An 18037-nucleotide genomic window follows, 5' to 3' on the forward strand; every position below is an offset into this window, starting at 1 on the left:
AGCTAAGAATCTGTCAGTTTTTCGGTTTTAGAAGTTAAAGGGCTTGCCTGCGGATTCAAAAGCCCTGTTCCGGTAAATAAGTTCGTAGAGCACGTTTTCAAGCCCATTTATCGGAGCCCGGATCTGGCGCATGGAATCCCTGCCCCTGATAGTTACGGTTCCGTCTTCAAGGGTATCATAGTCTACAGTAACGCAGTAAGGCGTTCCGATTTCGTCGTTTCTCCTGTAACGGCGCCCGATAGTCCCCGAATCATCATAATTTGCAAGCAAGGTTTTTTCCCTGAGTTTTGCAATGATATCCTTTGCAGGATCTGCAAGCTCTTTACGGGTAAGGAGCGGAAGAACCGCAACCTGTACCGGGGCAACGGCGCTTGCGAAGTGCATAACAAGGCGGGCTTCCTCTTCTCCTTCGGTTTCACCCTCCTCCTTCCCGGCCTCTTCCGTGCCTTTAAGCCCTGACTCGGCAGCCTTCTGAGCTACGTTCTCCTCATCATAAGCGTGTTCCATGACGCCGTAGAAAATCCTGTCGATCCCATAAGAAGGTTCGATTACGTGAGGAATGACATTTTCTCCGCTGACCTTTACGATTTCTTCTGCAAACTCCACAGCGTCCGAGCTGACTGTCAATTCTTCCCCGTCCACGGTAACTTTTATCTCCTCTTTTGAGAGTTCCTCTTCGGAGAGCTGTTTTAAGGCGTCTGCAACGGCTTTTGCCTTGCCCTTAAAAACAGGCCCGAGCTTGCCCATGTTCGGCTTTACAGCAAAGCGAGTCACCATTTTCGGCTCCTCATATTCTACATACACATAAAGTTCGGTCTTGCTCACTCTTGCATGGGCTTTAAGGTCGTAATCCGTCCTGTCGGCTATTCCTACAATCTCAACCCAGCCGAACCGGTCGGTCTCGATCTCGGCATCCCAGCAGTCGATTGCATAGTGTGCCATTTCGTCGGTCAGATGCTGCCTGAACCTGAGTTTTGCAGGATCAATCCCTACCTTTGTCAGGAACTCGTTGGTAAGTGCGATATTGTAGCCCAGGGTCTCGTGTGCAATAACTCCAGTCTCCACAGCTTCCCGAACCGTCATCCTGAAGGATTCTCCCTTTATCTGTCCCTTCTGGGAATAGAGTACAAGTTCTTTATCTGCAAAGCGCTCGAAGTTGGGATGTTTCTTGTTCCGCGGGTCAACGAAAATTTCACATTCTGCCTGCGTGAATTCCCTGAGCCTTATTACGCCCTGCCTCGGTGCAATCTCGTTCCTGTAGGACTTCCCGATCTGCACCGCCCCGAAAGGCAGCTTATCCCTGTAAAAGCGGGACAGCCTCTGGAAATCGACAAACATCCCCTGCGCCGTTTCCGGCCTGAGATACCCCTGCCGTCCTGTACCGGGCCCGATTGTCGTTTTAAACATCAGGTTAAATTCGTAAGCTTCCCCGAACTCGCCGCCGCACTCCGGGCAGCAGATTCCTTTCTCCCTTATAACCTTAGTAAGATCCTCTGCACTCAGAGTTCCTGCCGCATCCGTTACATCTTCTACAAGGTGGTCAGCCCGGAACGCTTCTTTACAGTTCATGCACTCACATAGAGGATCGGAAAAGCCTCCTACGTGCCCGGACGCAACAAATACTTCCTCGATCCCGATTGTCGGGCACTCAATCTCCATAAACCCTTCCTGGATAACGTAAAACTCTCTCCAGGTCTGCTCTATCCGCCTCTTCAGCGTGCTTCCAAGAGGCCCATAATCATAAAATCCCCGGCTTCCGCCATACAGCTCAAAGGAGTTCCACAAAAACCCCCGGCGTTTAGCCAGCTCGAATACTTTCTCGTATTTGTCCATTTTATATAATCCTCGTGAAATTGATTGGGGGATATCAGATAATTGTAAATTTTTGATCTATAGGAAATACTAGATGGATAACGGTATCATTATATTAAATTTGCACTGCTCCGTGTAAGTTGCAGATTCCTGTAAACTAATGGACGAAATTTGCAGGCGGATTGTTGAAAGGGTTGAATTTGGTCTTCTGGGGAGTCCGGTAGAAAAATAAAAACGAAGTTGCAAAATCGACTGAAATTCACTTAGCTTTAAAAGATGCCGTTGGAGTTTTCTTCGCTTTATCAGGGTCTTTGCGTTCCAGCCACGCCAGGCGCGGGACAAAACAGGTTTGAGACGACTACTAGTGCTGCCCTGTTTTTGATTTCTTAATCTTTTATACCCTATTCCGGTTTCAAGACAGATATTTAAAGATTGAAGCCGAGTATTTATTATGGATACCATCTTGACTTTGAAGGAGCATGAAAAATTTATCCGTCACAAATTCGGGGTCAAAAGAATTGGAATATTTGGTTCTTTTGCGAGGGGAGAGGAAAAAGAAAGTAGCGATCTTGATGTGCTTGTGGTGTTCGAAGAGGGGCAGAAAACTTTTGATAATTACATGGACCTCAAATTTTACCTCGAAGATTTGTTTGGACGGGAAGTTGACCTTGTTACCGAAAAGGCACTCAAGCCACAATTAAAAGACATCATTATGAAGGATGTCGTTTATGCCTGAGAAAATTTCTACTTTTTATTTTGAGGACATCCTCGAATCGATTGAGAAAATTCGAAGATATCTGGGCAAAGCTTCTTTTGATGAATTTCTTGAAAATGAAATGTTAATAGATGCAGTAATCAGAAATCTTGAGATAATAGGTGAAGCTGCCGCACATATTTCCCCTGAGATTTGTGTTAAATATTCGGAAATCGAATGGAAAAAGATTGTGGGCTTGAGAAACATCCTGATTCATGATTACTCTGGAATTGACATTGAAATTGTATGGGATATAATACAAAACAGACTTGACCTATTGGAAGCAGAAATCAGGCAGGCTCTTAATAAAGAGAAAGGTTACGAAGATCAATCTTCCGAAATATCTTGAAAGGATAAACAATAAGCTATATAATCTGATTGAAATTCGATATTGATCATGGAAACGACGGTCCATTCTTTTTCTCTTCTTCGGGGTATCTGTACTTTTATTCGTCTTGCAGGGCACAGGAAATTAACTGAAGAACTCTTTTTATTGCCTTTTGTTTTCGACCTGTGGCTTATATACTCTACTGTGAGCTGATGATTTACTGCCTTTTATTATCAATACTCAGATTCCCTCTCTATCCTAACAACTATGACATTTATCGAAGCATTCGATTATTATCTACGCGTTCATATAAAATTCTCTTATACAGGGTCAACAGCTTTTAATATGACGAGCTTGTAAAGCTAGAGTCGGTGGGGTAAATAATGCATTTTCGCTATGAAGATGCTTCTTTGAGATAACGTCGGATAGTGTATACTATGCAGGACATTTTCGAACATAGAGTGCCTGTTTGAGATATCGTTGGATTTTATAGGGTACGTATTCAGAGCGTTTTCTAACAAGAGATGCTTTGAGAAAATACCAGATAGAATACATTATGAGTGGGGTTTTGATAGAATGATGTTAAAGAGTTTAAAAGAAATCTTAAGAACCGTAAAAGGAAAAAAAATTTTACATTCAGACAAGCTTATAGAAACGACTCACTGGCTCCATAACCTGGAGTTTTTGGTTGTAAGATTGATGATGTTTGCCATAGGTGTTCACCACCTCTATGTGTACACCGTAAAAACCGTGTTCTGAGTCTGGAATCTGAACTCAGCCTGCAGCGCAAGCAGATCTGTTTCCTTTCCTGCACGAAGAATCTTTTTGCCACCAGAAATCCGGGTCAAACCAGGGGAGTTCAATGGGGAAGGTGGCAGGGATCAGTTTAAAACCAGGAGAAGATTGCCAGCGCGTAGTACTATCGGGATTTATGCAGCTTTTATACAGCCGAACCGGGAACTGCAAACCTGAGCTCCATATTGTGAAGGCATAGAGCTTTCCCGAAGTTCGGGAAATCTGGATTACCCGGTTTGGTTCTTAGCTGCATAATCATATCATAAAAGAAGAAGGATTGGTTTCATAGATCCTTCATGTCCCAGCAAATACCTGATGACTGACTAAGTGCCCTTATTTAATGCTTCACCAGTTTCAAATGCCATCGGGTTAAAAAATTACTCTCAAATCATAAAGGAACCCTTTAATAATATCGTCTGCAGACAAAACACGTTATAGGGAATCCTTTTCAAGTTCAAAATAGGGCTCGGAACTGCTAGAAAGCAGCCCTTAATTGACTTTTCTTTTTGTGGCATTTTTTATTTATTTTTGCCACTTTATTTTTACGGTTTACTACCTTTATCCGCCTGTTGCCTGTATTACATTTATTTTTGTATTTGCTTGCTGTTTATGTATGATTCCTGCTTGCGTTTAGCTTTTTGTACTTTATTTCTGCTCTTTTTCTCATATTGGAGCGACCGTTCTTCCGAATGCATCATTCAGTACTATTGCAAGGGCGGTATACAGGGCTGAAAGACCCATGATGAGACCAACATAGCCTGCGACCACGAGCAGGCCGGTATTTCCTGTAGCGTTTACAACAGCCAGAAGTATGAATAGCAGGAATAGCGTCAAGAAGATAAACATTATTGATTTAGTGCCCAGCTTCAGCGTTGCTATAAGCATTATGAAAGTGTACACTCCCCAGAGGAAGAGATAGGCTGCGGTAGATATCGGATTCGGGGCTTCAATCAGGCCCGCCGTCGGCAGAAGAATAAGGCCTGCGAGAGAGAACCAGAAAAGCCCGAAAGCACAAAATGCCGTGCCTCCAAAAACGCTCCCTTTTTTCCAGGCCATAAGGCCTGCGAATACCTGGGCAAAGCCCCCAAGGAATATTGCCATGGAAACGATCATCGAGTCCACAGGGTATAAGCCTATATAGCTAAGACTCAGGAGAACTGCTGACAGGCCAAGACCAGTAAATCCCAGAGGTGTCGGGTTTGCGGTCCTGTCCATTACATGCACATCTGTTACTATTTCCCTTGTTTCCGCCATTAATACCACTCCCCATATTTCTAGAATCTAAATTATTTTTTATAAAGCCTATTCTCATTCCAGTTTTTGATCCCTGTTTATTTCCACCCCGAAGATCTACCTTTATTAATAATTATATTGCTTCTTATATATTATTCTTGTTTGTATATTAATATTTGAAATAAATTGACTTATCTGAATTTTCACTTCATGCGGCCATTCCATTAATTTTAAATTATCCGACAACTTATGGGAAAGCAGATGGTCCCAAAAATTCTTGTTACCAATGATGACGGTGTTTACTCCACAGGGTTGAAAGCTGCTTTTGACAGCGTTTCGGATCTTGGGGAAGTTACAATTTCAGCTCCTGCTGTCCAGCAGAGCGGTGTCGGGCGCTCTATCTCTATCTTTGAGCCTCTCCGAATCACGAAAACGAATGCAGGGGGCATACCTGCTTACTCTGTGGGAGGTACTCCTACCGATGCCGTAATTCTGGGCATCTTCACAATCCTCAAAGAAATGCCTGACCTGGTACTTTCAGGTTTCAATATTGGGGAGAATATAAGCACGGATACTATCACTACCTCAGGAACCATCGGAGGAGCCCTTGAAGCTGCAAGTTATGGCGTGCCTGCAATTGCCGCTTCCATGCAGGTGCTTGACGAAGGCCAGAAATTCGACGATCCCAGGGATTACCATAGAGAACGGTTCGAAGTCGGGATAAAAGTAGTGAACAGGGTCGCCCGAAATGTCCTCAGGCACGGTATGCCGGAAAACGTGGATCTCCTTAACATAAATATTCCTTATCATGCTGAAGAGGACACCCCTGTAGAGATAACTCGCCTTGCAAGAAAAATCTTTAAAACGGATGTCGAGGAAAGGCGCGATCCCAGGGGCAGGCCATATTACTGGATTGCAGGGGACCTGATTCGGGAAGAAGAGGAAGGGACCGATGTACATGCTATCATGCAGAAAGGATATGTCTCAATAACCCCGATTTCCCTGGATTCAACTGCCAGGATCGAGTTTTCGGAAATAGAAAAGTACCTCTAAGAATCTCAGACATCGTAATGCAAAATTTCCGAGAATTGTAAAACTGCTGGAGATTCCAGAACGACGAAGAAACTGAACTATTCAAAAGAAAAGATTTCGGTACCTGAAAAAGCCGATCTTCTTTATCCAGTAAGACTCTTTTATTTTTATTCTTTTATTTCATCTTTTTCAATATGAATGGAAATTTCCTTCCATCCGCTGCCGATAGTATGCAACGTTTCTACCATTGCTTTAATGACGTTTACCACGATGTTCTGGACAAAGTCATTCATAGGGATCTTTCTTCCATCAACTAAAAGTTCAATCTTCACCTTTTACCCTCCTTATTATGGTATTAATTCCTGGACCTGGTTTTCCTTTTTAAACCTTTTTCCTTTGCTCTGGTACACTGACAGGAAGGCAGTACGGTTTCCTTCGGCTTACAGCAAGCCTGAGCAATTTTTCGATCTCTTCGGGGGTTTTTGCCTCACTGACATCCACAAGGTTGTCGTTTACCAGCAGGCATGGCTTGAATCTCCCGTCGGCTGTAACCCTGAGCCTGCTGCAGTGGGCACAGAACTCCGAGTTGTCCATAGGACGAACAAATTCAACTTCCACCCCGTCGATAATATATTTTTTCCGGTGGTGCAGGTGCCGTACCCGGACTTCGCTCGCCCTTTCAGCCAGACTGCTTTCGAGGGTCTTCGAATCAATCATGTACTTTGAAAGCCCTGGATCTATGTCCATAAGCTCAATGAGTTGCAGAATTACTTTCCCTTTGTACAGCCGGACAAAATCCATCATAGAACTGATTTCGTTATCGTTTATACCTTTCAGGAGTACCATATTAAGCTTTACAGGAGTCAGTCCAGCTTCAACTGCACTGTCAATACCCCTGATAACCTTCTCAAGCGAGCCCGCGGGCGCTCCGGTAATCGCTTCGTATTTTTCAGGTACAAAGGAATCCAGGCTTATGTTTACTCTGTCAAGCCCTGCAGCTTTCAGAGCTTTTGCGCGTTTTTCAAGCAGGATGCCGTTTGTCGTCGCAGAAACTTCTTTTAATGGAGGAAGGCAGGAAAGAATTTCCTCGAAATCTTTCCTGAATAATGGTTCGCCTCCGGAGAATTTTACTTTGCTAATCCCGAATTTTGCAGCTTCCCTGACAATCCCGCAGATTAATTCCGGTTTCATTTCATTTCCTACCGGACCGCAGGTGCAGCAGTCGGCACCTTCATTATGGCAGTATATACATGAAAGGTTACACCTATCAGTTATGGATATCCGAAGCCCGGTTACCCTTCGCCCATAAGGATCCTCCAGAATTTTACCTGGGCTTTCTTTCATAACTTCAGGAGTCCTTTTTGGATTTCTCTGCTTCATGGCTGGTTAAAATCCCCTGTTGAGTATTTGGCATGCAGTTCTCAATCGCCACTCCAGGCTAACTTATCCCACGATAGCCCTTTTGTATCACTTTGCGAGACAATGTTTCGTACCTGGAACGGTCTCGTCCACAATAACCCTTACTTCAAATTAACTGACACTTCTTAGAAAAGCCCGGACTGGGGCAATGGTTTGAATTGAATGAGTATACAGTATGGAGTGAATGTTTATAGTAATATTAATTTATTGTTTATGGTGAGGTTAATTGAACTTTTAATATGAAGCGAACTAGTGCTGTATGAGGATGTTAATTTAACGTGATGATATGAACGTATGATTACAGGAGCCGGGAACCAATTATATCAGAAATTATTATATAAGTAATGTAACAAACTGGAGAGTTTATCCACTTATTCAGCAGGGTCTCTTCTCCCGCGATTTCCTGAAAATCTGGCTGTTCTTACCTCAAAGTAGGTATAACCTTTTACTTAAGGTTAATGTGCACAGATGCAGATATTAAGACTTTAAGACGGTTAGATTTTTCAAAAAAGTAATCATTAAGCATACAGGTATATCACATATAGTTTCATTTACAGATTACATGCCATTAAAGCCGGAAGTTCAGCATAGAGGTATATTTTTAATAAACAGAACCGTGTCGTAGAAATTCAGATATCTGAATTCAGTACTCCCGGAACTCCGGCGAATTCCTCTTTTATAACCAATCAGAAGAGTTATCTGCAAAACTATCAATGCTAATATTTTGTCGGAGAGCAGTGTATCCTCTCCGGCATCGTGATTATATTTTTTGCTGTTAACTCTACTTCTGAAATGGTCCGATATATTTATTCCGAGCTTGTAAGATCTTCAGAACTCATCTGCTCAGGGCTCGCTTTCTCAGATTCTGTCTGTTCAGGGTTTGCCTGTTCAGGGTTTGCCTGTTCAGGGTTTGCCTGTTCAGGGTTTGCCCCCTCAGAGTTTGTCTGTTCAAGCTCTGCCTCTTGAGATTCTGTCGGTTCAAGGCTCACCTGATCTGCTTTTGCCTGTTCAGAGACGGTTTGCTGGAATTCTGCCTGTTCAGTTTTAATTTGCTCAGTTTTAATCTGTTCATTGTTTACCTGTTCATTGTTTACCTGTTCAGCTTTTATTTGATCAACGCTTACCTGTTCTGGGTTTATTTGTCCAGAATTTTTCTGTTGAGGGTTTGCCTTTTCAAAGTTTCTCTGTTCAGGTTTTATCTGTTCTGATGTTACCTTTTCTGGATTTACCTTTTCAAGGTTTGTAAGGTTTACAGGTTCTGGATTTTCTGAGTTTTGCTGCTCAGGATTTGCCTGCTCAGGATTTGCCTGCTGAGGGATTACCTGCTCGGGATTCGCCTGCTGAGGGATTACCTGCTCGGGATTCGCCTGCTGAGGTATTGCCTGCTCAGGATTCGTCTGCTGAGGGACTACCTGCTGAGGTATTGTCTGTTTGACGTTTACCTGTTCTGGTTCTGCCTGCTCAGAAGTTGCCTGTACGGGGTTCACCTGCTCAGGAGCTACCTGTTTAGAGTCTGGCTGGTCATATTCTTCAGTGCAGTTATCGTCACAGTCCGTTAAGTCGCAGTTGCTGTTGCAACCTGTCGGTTTACAGTCACCGTTACAGTCCGTTAAGCCGCAGTCTCCGGCACAGCCGGTTTCTTCATCATAGTTTCCAGCAGAACTTTCCTGGGTATAACCTTCAGTACTCCCGGAATCTGCCTGCCCCAAATTGTCCTGTGTACAGCCTGAAGATTCTCCTATGAGTCCGTTATCTTCAAAATTTTCAACAGAGCTTTCCTGTGTACAACCTACGAAGTTCCCTGAAGTTGTCTGTTCTGAATTCTCCTGCGCACAGCCTGAAGACAGGTCACAACTTACATCTTCAGAACATGACTGTTCGAAGTCTGTAGTGCAAGTTTCCTGATCCGAGCTTGCTGTACATCCTGCAGGCTCACAGTATCCTGCACAGTCTGTCTGGCTGCCGCCCACAGTACAATTTGACTCTATGTAATCTCCAGGGCACCCAGTCTGATTATAATTTTCGGTACAGTTGGTCTGTCCACAATCCGTAACAAAATTTGTTTGATTGCATGCATCTGTATAATTTGCCTGTCCACAATCTGTAACAAAATTTGTTTGATTGCATGCATCTGTATAGTTCGTCTGTCCGTAGTTTATATCATAGTTTGTCAGCTCGCAGCCTTCAATACTTTCATCCGACTGCTCGAAATCTTCCTGTCCATAACCTGCAAACGACTCGGAGCCTGCAAAAGAGTTACAGCTTGATTGACCATAACCTGAAGATAAATCACATTCTGTAAAATCAGAATTTTCAAACGAATCGCAACTTGCCTGCTCATCCGTTTGCTCAGGGTTTGTAAGATTATCTGGACATACCTGTTCGGAATTTGTTTCAACAGAATTGACAAGAGCATCACAGGCAATTGCTCCTGCCGTAATTAAAGTTGATAGCATAAGTACAATAGAAACAAATGCCAGAATTTTTATAATAGACTTTCCACTTAAGTTCATTCCGTTCCTCCGTGTTTTTTTGATCTTACCCAACTAGTTCGAGAAGATCAGGAACCAAAAAAATATTGAATAAAAATTAATTAATGTATAATAAATGTTAGCATTTATTAATCCTGTGCCAGTCAAAATTTATCTTTGAAAATATGATTTATTCATATTATTTCTATAATTATTCGCAAATAATTTAATTTAAATCCTTACAAAAAGTTGCATTTGTAGTAGCAGAAGTACCATGAGCTTTTGATTAATAACTCTACAAAAGCTGAAAATTCAACGCGTTTTTAAAGATTTTTAATCCACAGGAGGCTGCAACTGCTAAATTAAATTGTGCAAGAATCTTTCTTATAGTAAATTTATAAAAGTTTTATTTCCAGAATGCTCCTGTCGCAGTCAATACCGTAGAAAAATCGGCTTAAAAATATAAGACTCTTAAGTAAAACTCTTAAAGGGTAGTAAAATTAGCAATCCTATCAAGATCCAGTTATTCTCTTTTTATACATTGTTCTCACAAATTAAGAGTTAATGTGCAATGTATTTTTATAAGCATCTGGGCAAAAATAAAATTTAAAGATCTACAATCCTGAAAAAATGATCGAAAACTAGTTGAATCTAATGTTAAATCTTAACATTGTGTGGAGAGTTGGGTATACTCTCCAGCACATGTGTTATTTTCCCATCCTAATTTATTTGCATTCTACTGGAATGTCGACACACTCTTCCTCTTCTACTGGAGTATCAACACATTCTTCTTCAATTACTTCTTCAGGAGTGTCAACACATTCTTCCTCTTCTACTGGAGTATCAACAACGTCTTCTTCAATTACTTCTTCAGGAGTGTCAACACATTCTTCCTCTTCTACTGGAGTATCAACAACGTCTTCTTCAAATTCCTCTGGGGCTGTTACAACATCATCACATTCTTCCGGAACGTCTACTACTTCATCTACAGTGTCTTCTGGAATGTCAACAGTTTCCTCTTCAAACTCCTCTTCTGGAGCTTCGACAACATCATTGCATTCTTCTGGAAAGTCTACTATTTCTTCTGGAGCTTCCTCACAGACATCTTCTACTTCTTCAGCGCCGTCACATACTGGTTCTTCTTCAACAACTTCCTCTTCGCAGTCTTCGGGAACGTTTTCTACTTCCTCTGGAGCTTCACATACTGGAGCTTCCTCTACTTCTTCTGGAGTTTCGCATACTGGAGCTTCCTCTACTTCTTCTGGAGTTTCACATACTGGAGCTTCCTCTACTTCTTCTGGAGTTACACATACTGGAGCTTCCTTTACTTCCTCGGGAGTCTCGCACACCGGTGCTTCTTCAACCTCTTCACAGATATCTTCTACCGGTGCTTCTTCAATAATTTCTTCTTTACACTCTTCTGGAACTTCTCCAATATCGTCACATTCTTCTGAAGCTTCTGCAACATTATTACATTCTTTTGGAACATCTACTTCTTCTGGAGTTTCGCATACTGGAGCTTCCTCTACTTCTTCTGGAGTTACACATACTGGAGCTTCCTCTACTTCTTCTGGAGTTACACATACTGGAGCTTCTTTTACTTCCTCGGGAGTCTCGCACACCGGCGTTTCTCCACAAACTTTTTCCGGAGCTTTTTCAGTATTTTCACATTCAACTGGAGTTTCTTCAATATTACATACTACCGGGACTTCTTCAATCTCTTCTTCACATTCTTCTGGGGCCTCTACAGTATCATTACAGTCTTCTGGAGCTTCTACAACAAGCTCGGAGGCGTCTCCTTCACAGTTTACGATGGATTTACAGCTACAGGATTTGCAGTCACATTTTGCCTGATCGCACTCTGCAACAGATTCGCAGTTACAAAAATCGCAATTTCCTTCGTTGCAGTCTGCAAGGTCTTCAGAACTTTCCTGCTCACAGTTATCCTTTTCACTGTCTATAATGGAATTGCAATCGCATAGTTCGCAGTCACAGTTTGCTTGCTCACAGTCTGTAACAGATTCGCAATCACATGAGGTACATTCACTATCACAATCAGCAAAGGCGTCACAGGAAGTTGCAGAATCTTCTGCAGGCTTTGTAAGATTATCACAGGCAACTGCTCCTGCAGTGATTAAACTTGAGATCATTAACATAGCAAAAATAGATCCCAGGATTTTTATAATTGATTTTTTACTTGAATTCATCTTTATTCCTCCGATTGTTCCTCTGATTTCATGTGATCTTGCTCATATAACTCGAGAAGACCTGGAACTAAAAACTATCCATTCAATTATATATATAACAATACTTACATTCACAGCGTGAAATGAAAATTTCAGAAATGCATCTAAAACTTTATAAGCCGGAATAATACGGTAAAAATAGATTTAAAGCTTTATAATGCTTTATTTAATTTTATAATTATTTCGAATGTATTAAAATAAATTTAATTGATTTAATTTAAGCCCTTTGCTAAATGTTTAAATCATCTAACTCCGTTATACCCACACCTGTCCTTAAGAGTTTAGCACTTCCATATTATTTACCTCGAAGCCTCAGAATTTTTTCCTTTTGATCCCTTGGTCCTTTTCTCTTTAATACAATTACACACTGTTTAAGGCAGCAGCGTTAATAGCTTTAATATATTTTAACGGCAACAATATCCAGCAGATGACAAAAGGAATAGTTATTGCAGGAACCCACAGCGGGGTCGGAAAAACGACAGTCTCTATGGGTATCATGGCTGCCCTCAAACACAGGCAGCTAAAAGTCCAGCCTTACAAGGTAGGGCCTGACTATATCGACCCTTCTCACCATACTGCAATTTGCGGGCGTCCCTCACGGAATCTGGACACATACATGATGGGCACCGATGGAGTTGGACAGACGGTAGCCCGGACGGCTGAAGATGCGGATATTGTGGTAGTGGAAGGAGTTATGGGACTCTTTGACGGAATCGACTCTACGGAAATTGCAAGCTCCGCACATGTTGCAAAAACCCTTGACCTGCCGGTAATCCTGGTAATTAATGTGCACGGCATGTCCAGAAGCACGGCAGCCCTCCTGAAGGGGTACTCTGAGTTCGACCCCGGAGTCAGGGTTGCAGGTATCATCCTGAATCAGGTAGGCAGCCCAAGGCATGCCGAGCTCGTTAGGAATTCGCTTTCCGGGAACATTCCTATTGTAGGGACGATCCCGAGAAGAAAAGATATCGAGGTTCCCTCCAGACATCTCGGGCTGTATATGGCACATGAAAAGGACTACAATACTGAAGAAATGGCGGCTTTCATCGAGGAAAATGTTGACCTCGATGCCGTGCTTGAACTTGCCGAACCCTTTTCAGTACCGGAGATCAGGGAGATCCAGAGACCCGAAGCAGATCTCAGAATAGGAATTGCCAGGGACCCGGCTTTCTGTTTCTATTATCAGGATATGTTTGACGCTTTCAGGGACCACGGGGCTGAAGTCGAATTTTTCAGCCCGATGGCAGGAGATGTTCCGGACGTCGATGGAATTTACCTCGGAGGGGGTTATCCCGAACTCTACGCAGAAATCCTTGAGAAATCCGAAACGACCCGAAGACTTAAGGGTCTTGCAGCTGACGGTTTGCCCATTTACGCGGAATGCGGCGGTCTGCTTTACCTCTGCGGGAGATATGAGGTAGAGGACAGGATCTATAAACTTGCAGATGTCGTGCCTGCAAATACACGCATGACAAACCGGCTTAAAGCCCTCGGATATACTGAAGCTCGCCCTCTGGACAAAAATTTTTCTTCTAATAATGTTCGGGGTCATGAATTCCACTACTCGCTTACAGAATGCGACCGCGATGCAAAATTCGCATATGAAATGCTCCGTGGAAAAGGTATACAGGATGGATATGACGGCCTTATTGAGCACAACACCCTGGCAGGCTATATGCATTCTCACCCCGTTACTTTCCCGGTGAAGAGTTTCGTGGAAAAATGCAGGGAATATAAAAGAAGGTAAATCATTATAGAATAAAGATTAGCTACGAAGTAGGAATCCAGGTTATGTAGAGATTCCGGATCATAAAGTTGCTTGCTTTGCAAGTAGCTTTTAAATTTTATATTTCCTGAAATATACGCTGGAGGTAGCAGGATTTTTACTGGTTTCTTCTCGTACCCGCTATCAGTGAAAATTACTTCTGATTTTACTTTTTTTATCCTTTTCCATTTTGCAGAAACCTGTCTGAACTTATTCCTGGACTATTGTAATTCCCTGTAGATTTTCAGCTTCAATACTGTGTAGTTTGGAATTCCGGCTCAGGTTTGTATCTTTACCTGAATTTTCTGAAAATAGTTTCAGTCTGCTAGGTTTTGATTAATAAAAACCGAAGTAAATTTATAGAGATCAGAGAAATCTTCCAGAGCAGTTTTTTCGGGACAGTGGCGAAACACTGGAAAAATAAGCTAAACGGAATATACTGCAAAAAGGATCCTGAAGAATTGTTGAATATATTCGATAATTTTTCATAAACAGCTTGAGTAATAGTTTGTGTTCAACTTTATGTTTACTCACAGGAGGGAATAAAATGAGATTTATATGTCCGCTTATTGTCGTTAACAACATAGAAGCTTCCAGAAACTTTTATGAAAAAGTCCTTAATCAAAAAGTACAGTGCGATTTCGGTGAGAACGTATCATTTGAGGGCGGCTTTGCCATACATTTGAAATCACATTTTTCGGATTTAATAGCTATAAACAAAGATAATATCATTCAAAAATCGAATAATTCCGAACTATATTTTGAAGAAGAAGATTTAGATAGTTTCCTTCAAAAGCTGAAAGGTATGGATTCCATTGAATATGTGCATGAAATGAGGGAACAGCCCTGGGGGCAGCGGGTAATAAGGTTTTACGATCCTGATATGCATATCATTGAGGTTGGTGAACCCATGGAAAGCGTTGTAAAAAGGTTCCTGGGTAAAGGCTTATCTATTGAAGAAACCGTAAACCGCACCTTAATGCCAGAAGAGTTTGTCAGACAGTTTTCGTAAACAAAATCGGAGAATTTTTATAGACAAAACTTGACATTCTATCTACAGGTGTATAAGCTTTAGATTGAAAAACTACTTCTCTTTTAATTTTTTTGAATTTTAACTCTCCTTTTCCTTTTCTTTTCCACTTTTCTTCTTTTCTTCCTTTCCGGCCTCTTTTTTCTTTTCTGTCTCCTTCTCTTCTTCCTTTTCCCTTTCTCTGTTTTTCAGATAGATTTTCTTCTCGTAATAAGCCAGAGGATGATTTATCTTTTCACATAACCTGTCTTTTCCTACGCAGTTGCCATAGGTTCTCATGGTATCGCACGCAGGAGGCTTGTATACGTTTCCGGTGGCACCTGCAATATGTTCTATCTGGTAAAGGGTCTTTTCCGCGTCAAAATCTGGGGAGATATTGAAGAGATTAAGTATTTCATCCACCGACATACCTACACTGAGCAGGAAGGAAGTCATGGCAAACCGCATAGAATGAGCTAGATTCACCCCACCCTGTGCGTTTGCAAGGGCATGGGATATGCAGGGAGGAAAGAGTTCAGGTTCCACTGTCCCAAAGTCCGTTGCTCCGAATTTTTTCTTCTGGATTTCAAACTGGTCTTTTATTTCGGCAACATAAGGAGCGCAGAAACTTGTCACCTCTGCCGGGATTTCAGGAATTGGAAAGGACTGTTCAATATGCTCTCTAACCGCTTCTTCGAGCAGCCTTGCAAATTCTTCCCTGGTAATTTTTACTTCTCCAGCCCTGAACTGGCGGTTTGTCAGTTTCCAGGCAGGGTCTTTCAGGGAATTCGAAAAGCGGATATAGTCCGTAAAATGCATATTGAAATAAGAAGTTTTAAAGTCGGCTGAGATCCCGAAATCTTCCCCTATTTTAAGTAAAAAAGCCGGATTTTCGTTTCTAAGAAGAGTGTAGGCGGCTTTTGCCTCTGCCAGAGCATAACGCCTGGTAAAGAGCTGGTCGTCCACACAGGCAACTAGCATTCTCGCAAAAGGATAGGAAAGAAGTTCAGATAGGATCTGGGCCTCTCCAGAGACAGGGGGTTTTCTAATTTCCCCTTCCAGAGCTTCCTTTACCCTTTCTATCCCCCTGACTCTTGCCGCCCGGTAGGCCCGGGAATTAAGCAGACTATCCAGGGAAATACCCAGATTTTCAACATGGGTAGATGCTTCTGAAATAAACGGGTAGTACGCAAGTTCGTCAGCCTGCATAGGATTAGTCCGACTCAATTCTCGGAGCCAGGAGATAAGAAATTCTTCCTGCACCGTTTGCAATTTCAAAATCTATGAAGATCGGGAAATCTTTTCCAAGGGAAAGAGTAACCTCATTGACTTTATTAGTGGGCTTGACTATGTCGGTCAGATAGTCCAGAGAGAAAAGCGAACAGGCTTCACCTGCTTTCAGATCAATTAACTGGTCCCTGCCCATTTCCAGACGAACCTGGTCGGTATCACCTTTTGCTTCCATATAGAAAGTATCTTCGGAAACTCCCATGAGCAGATGGTCGCTTATTTTCTCTGCAGCCTTGACAGCGCGCCTTAGATCCGCACCGTTCAGGACAACTTTTGCAGGTAATTCTAACTGGGGAACTCTTGGCTCTGCCCGAATTGTAGAAGGATCGAGAAGAGAAAGTGTGTAAGACAGCCCTCCGACATCAATCAGGAGTTTGTGATTACTTTCTTCAAGTTCCATCCGGACTGTGTCGCTTTTATCCGCAATTCCCAGCAGGTCCATAATCTTGTTAAGGTCGACTCCTATTTCAGATTCATCCGCGCTATATTCCTCAAAAGCAGATGATCCTAGCTCAAAAATTCCCATTGCAACATTCGCAGGATCAACTGCTTTTACCGAAATACCTTCCGGCTTTATCTTAAATCTGACCTCATCTACAATTACAGCCAGTGCGGCAATTGCGTCTCTCAGAAGCTCTGCATTAATTGCTGCCTTGAACATAATTTTTCTCCAATAAATATATTTAAATCTTAAACTCTCTATTACCCTTGAGATATATAAATTTCTTTACAGATTCGGAAGTCTTCACTCTATTTGAGGAACGAACTCTCCGAATAAGGTCTAATGGGTTTCTGGAATCGGAAAAATTATTAGATTCAAACTCCCGGCAACTATATAAACCTTGGTCAGAAAACAGGGCGGCTTCAGGCTCTGCAAAAGCAGAAAGGAAGCTGTAGCCTGATAAATCTTTTTCTCCGGGAAATTTGCTTTTCAAGGGTGGATAGAAGAGCAATTAAATCTCAGTCGTATTCTCTCCAGGTAAATCCGCACTTGGTACACTTAAAGAAGCGTGTTTCGGATTCGTCGGCAGACCTGAGCTGTCTGAGCCACCAGGCTGCAGTATTATTTCCACACTCTGGGCATTTTGCGCTTGTTGTCGGCAGACCTGAAGTCTGTTCACCTTCCAGAACCACTACTTCATGGTCATCAATCTTGGCTTTGGAGACAAAATTTTTTGCGTTACCTTTTATAGGTATTATGTTTCCGCATTTTCTACATTCGAAATTGCCGTTTTTAGGAAACATCATACTTTTGCATTTGGTACAGAATTGCATTAATATCACTTTTTGCGTCATTTATAATTTTGTTGTGGTCAAAAGCCAGATCAGGAACCCAATCAAGCTCAAAAAGCTCGACGGAATCAGCATCAGAACCTGACTTTAGCTCCCCGGATCCCTTTGCAAGATAGCATATCGAAACCGTATGCCCTCTGGGGTCGCGGTGAGGATCGGAATAGACCCCTACAAGTTTGATGATCTCTACCGAAAGGCCTGTTTCTTCAAAAGCTTCCCTGGCTGCTGCTTTTTCTGTAGTTTCCCCGATTTCCACAAAGCCGCCAGGAAGGGCGAATTTTCCCTGATATGGGGGATTTTTTCTCTTTACAAGCACAAGCTTGTTTTTAAAGAGGATTAGGGTATCGACGGTTAAACTGGGAGTCTGAGGTTTCATAAAACGCCTTCACGTTTATTTTCCGGGAGATCTATTTTCCGCCACCAATCTCTTTCTGAATTAGCTTTTCCGGCAGGAACGCCAGAATAAAATAATATTATTATTGTGCATAACGTAGAAACTCGTCATGGTATTTCAATTTTGACATTATAAGTCAAGTTTCTGTCAAGCAGAAAAATCCCTTATGCAGTAGCTTCTCTTAAATGTTTCTCTT

General features: G+C 42.2%; 16 protein-coding genes. 6 read left to right on the plus strand and 10 right to left on the minus strand.

Annotated elements, in window-relative coordinates; genetic code table 11:
- Window positions 1–27: 27 nt before the first annotated feature.
- The gene (gene glyS, locus EQO05_RS01835) at window positions 28–1833 is read right to left on the minus strand and encodes a glycine--tRNA ligase (protein WP_128503235.1); all 1806 of its coding nucleotides are present in this window, start codon (window positions 1831–1833) and stop codon (window positions 28–30) included.
- A gap of 430 nt (window positions 1834–2263) precedes the next feature.
- Between glyS and EQO05_RS01840 the strand changes: the two genes are divergently transcribed.
- The 3 genes from EQO05_RS01840 (at window position 2264) to EQO05_RS01850 (ending at window position 3653) form a co-directional block, all read left to right on the plus strand.
- The gene (locus EQO05_RS01840; protein ID WP_128503237.1) at window positions 2264–2548 is read left to right on the plus strand and encodes a nucleotidyltransferase family protein; all 285 of its coding nucleotides are present in this window, start codon (window positions 2264–2266) and stop codon (window positions 2546–2548) included.
- The gene (locus EQO05_RS01845; protein ID WP_128503239.1) at window positions 2541–2915 is read left to right on the plus strand and encodes a DUF86 domain-containing protein; all 375 of its coding nucleotides are present in this window, start codon (window positions 2541–2543) and stop codon (window positions 2913–2915) included. The genes EQO05_RS01840 and EQO05_RS01845 overlap by 8 nt, the downstream gene beginning before the upstream one ends.
- Before the next feature lie 459 nt (window positions 2916–3374).
- Window positions 3375–3653, plus strand: coding sequence for a hypothetical protein (locus EQO05_RS01850; RefSeq protein WP_128503241.1), 279 nt, complete (start codon window positions 3375–3377; stop codon window positions 3651–3653).
- 699 nt (window positions 3654–4352) lie between these two features.
- Here the strand turns inward: EQO05_RS01850 and EQO05_RS01855 are convergent.
- Window positions 4353–4943, minus strand: coding sequence for an acetate uptake transporter (locus EQO05_RS01855; protein ID WP_128503243.1), 591 nt, complete (start codon window positions 4941–4943; stop codon window positions 4353–4355).
- A gap of 228 nt (window positions 4944–5171) precedes the next feature.
- Between EQO05_RS01855 and surE the strand changes: the two genes are divergently transcribed.
- The gene (gene surE, locus EQO05_RS01860) at window positions 5172–5975 is read left to right on the plus strand and encodes a 5'/3'-nucleotidase SurE (protein WP_128503245.1); all 804 of its coding nucleotides are present in this window, start codon (window positions 5172–5174) and stop codon (window positions 5973–5975) included.
- Between the two features lie 146 nt (window positions 5976–6121).
- On the opposite strand, the gene EQO05_RS15355 is transcribed toward surE, so the two are convergent.
- From EQO05_RS15355 to EQO05_RS01875, 4 genes are all read right to left on the minus strand, one after another.
- Window positions 6122–6286 carry a hypothetical protein gene (locus tag EQO05_RS15355; RefSeq protein ID WP_164888442.1) on the minus strand — a complete coding sequence of 55 codons (165 nt, stop codon included), beginning with the start codon at window positions 6284–6286 and terminating at the stop codon, window positions 6122–6124.
- A gap of 49 nt (window positions 6287–6335) precedes the next feature.
- Complete coding sequence (gene moaA / locus EQO05_RS01865) at window positions 6336–7334, minus strand: GTP 3',8-cyclase MoaA (RefSeq protein ID WP_128503247.1); 999 nt, start codon at window positions 7332–7334, stop codon at window positions 6336–6338.
- Between the two features lie 845 nt (window positions 7335–8179).
- The gene (locus EQO05_RS15890; RefSeq protein WP_240664280.1) at window positions 8180–9886 is read right to left on the minus strand and encodes a hypothetical protein; all 1707 of its coding nucleotides are present in this window, start codon (window positions 9884–9886) and stop codon (window positions 8180–8182) included.
- Window positions 9887–10569: 683 nt separating this feature from the next.
- The gene (locus tag EQO05_RS01875; protein WP_128503249.1) at window positions 10570–12051 is read right to left on the minus strand and encodes a hypothetical protein; all 1482 of its coding nucleotides are present in this window, start codon (window positions 12049–12051) and stop codon (window positions 10570–10572) included.
- 466 nt (window positions 12052–12517) lie between these two features.
- Between EQO05_RS01875 and EQO05_RS01880 the strand changes: the two genes are divergently transcribed.
- Both EQO05_RS01880 and EQO05_RS01885 read left to right on the plus strand, forming a co-directional pair.
- A complete protein-coding gene (locus EQO05_RS01880; protein WP_128503251.1) occupies window positions 12518–13837 on the plus strand; it encodes a cobyrinate a,c-diamide synthase in 1320 nt (439 codons plus the stop codon).
- A 565-nt stretch (window positions 13838–14402) separates the two neighbouring features.
- The gene (locus EQO05_RS01885; RefSeq protein ID WP_128503253.1) at window positions 14403–14867 is read left to right on the plus strand and encodes a glyoxalase/bleomycin resistance/dioxygenase family protein; all 465 of its coding nucleotides are present in this window, start codon (window positions 14403–14405) and stop codon (window positions 14865–14867) included.
- 99 nt (window positions 14868–14966) lie between these two features.
- Here the strand turns inward: EQO05_RS01885 and priL are convergent, their stop codons facing one another.
- The 4 genes from priL to EQO05_RS01905 form a co-directional block, all read right to left on the minus strand.
- On the minus strand, window positions 14967–16073 hold the full coding sequence (gene priL, locus EQO05_RS01890; protein ID WP_128503695.1) for a DNA primase regulatory subunit PriL: 1107 nt from the start codon (window positions 16071–16073) through the stop codon (window positions 14967–14969).
- A gap of 4 nt (window positions 16074–16077) precedes the next feature.
- Window positions 16078–16815, minus strand: a complete 738-nt coding sequence (locus EQO05_RS01895) for a DNA polymerase sliding clamp (RefSeq protein WP_128503255.1) — start codon at window positions 16813–16815, stop codon at window positions 16078–16080.
- 299 nt (window positions 16816–17114) lie between these two features.
- On the minus strand, window positions 17115–17429 hold the full coding sequence (locus EQO05_RS01900) for a transcription factor S (protein WP_128503257.1): 315 nt from the start codon (window positions 17427–17429) through the stop codon (window positions 17115–17117).
- The gene (locus tag EQO05_RS01905; RefSeq protein WP_128503259.1) at window positions 17389–17823 is read right to left on the minus strand and encodes an NUDIX hydrolase; all 435 of its coding nucleotides are present in this window, start codon (window positions 17821–17823) and stop codon (window positions 17389–17391) included. The genes EQO05_RS01900 and EQO05_RS01905 overlap by 41 nt, the downstream gene beginning before the upstream one ends.
- Window positions 17824–18037: the final 214 nt, after the last annotated feature.

It is taken from the genome of Methanosarcina sp. MSH10X1 (genome assembly GCF_004099695.1).
Lineage (GTDB): Archaea > Halobacteriota > Methanosarcinia > Methanosarcinales > Methanosarcinaceae > Methanosarcina.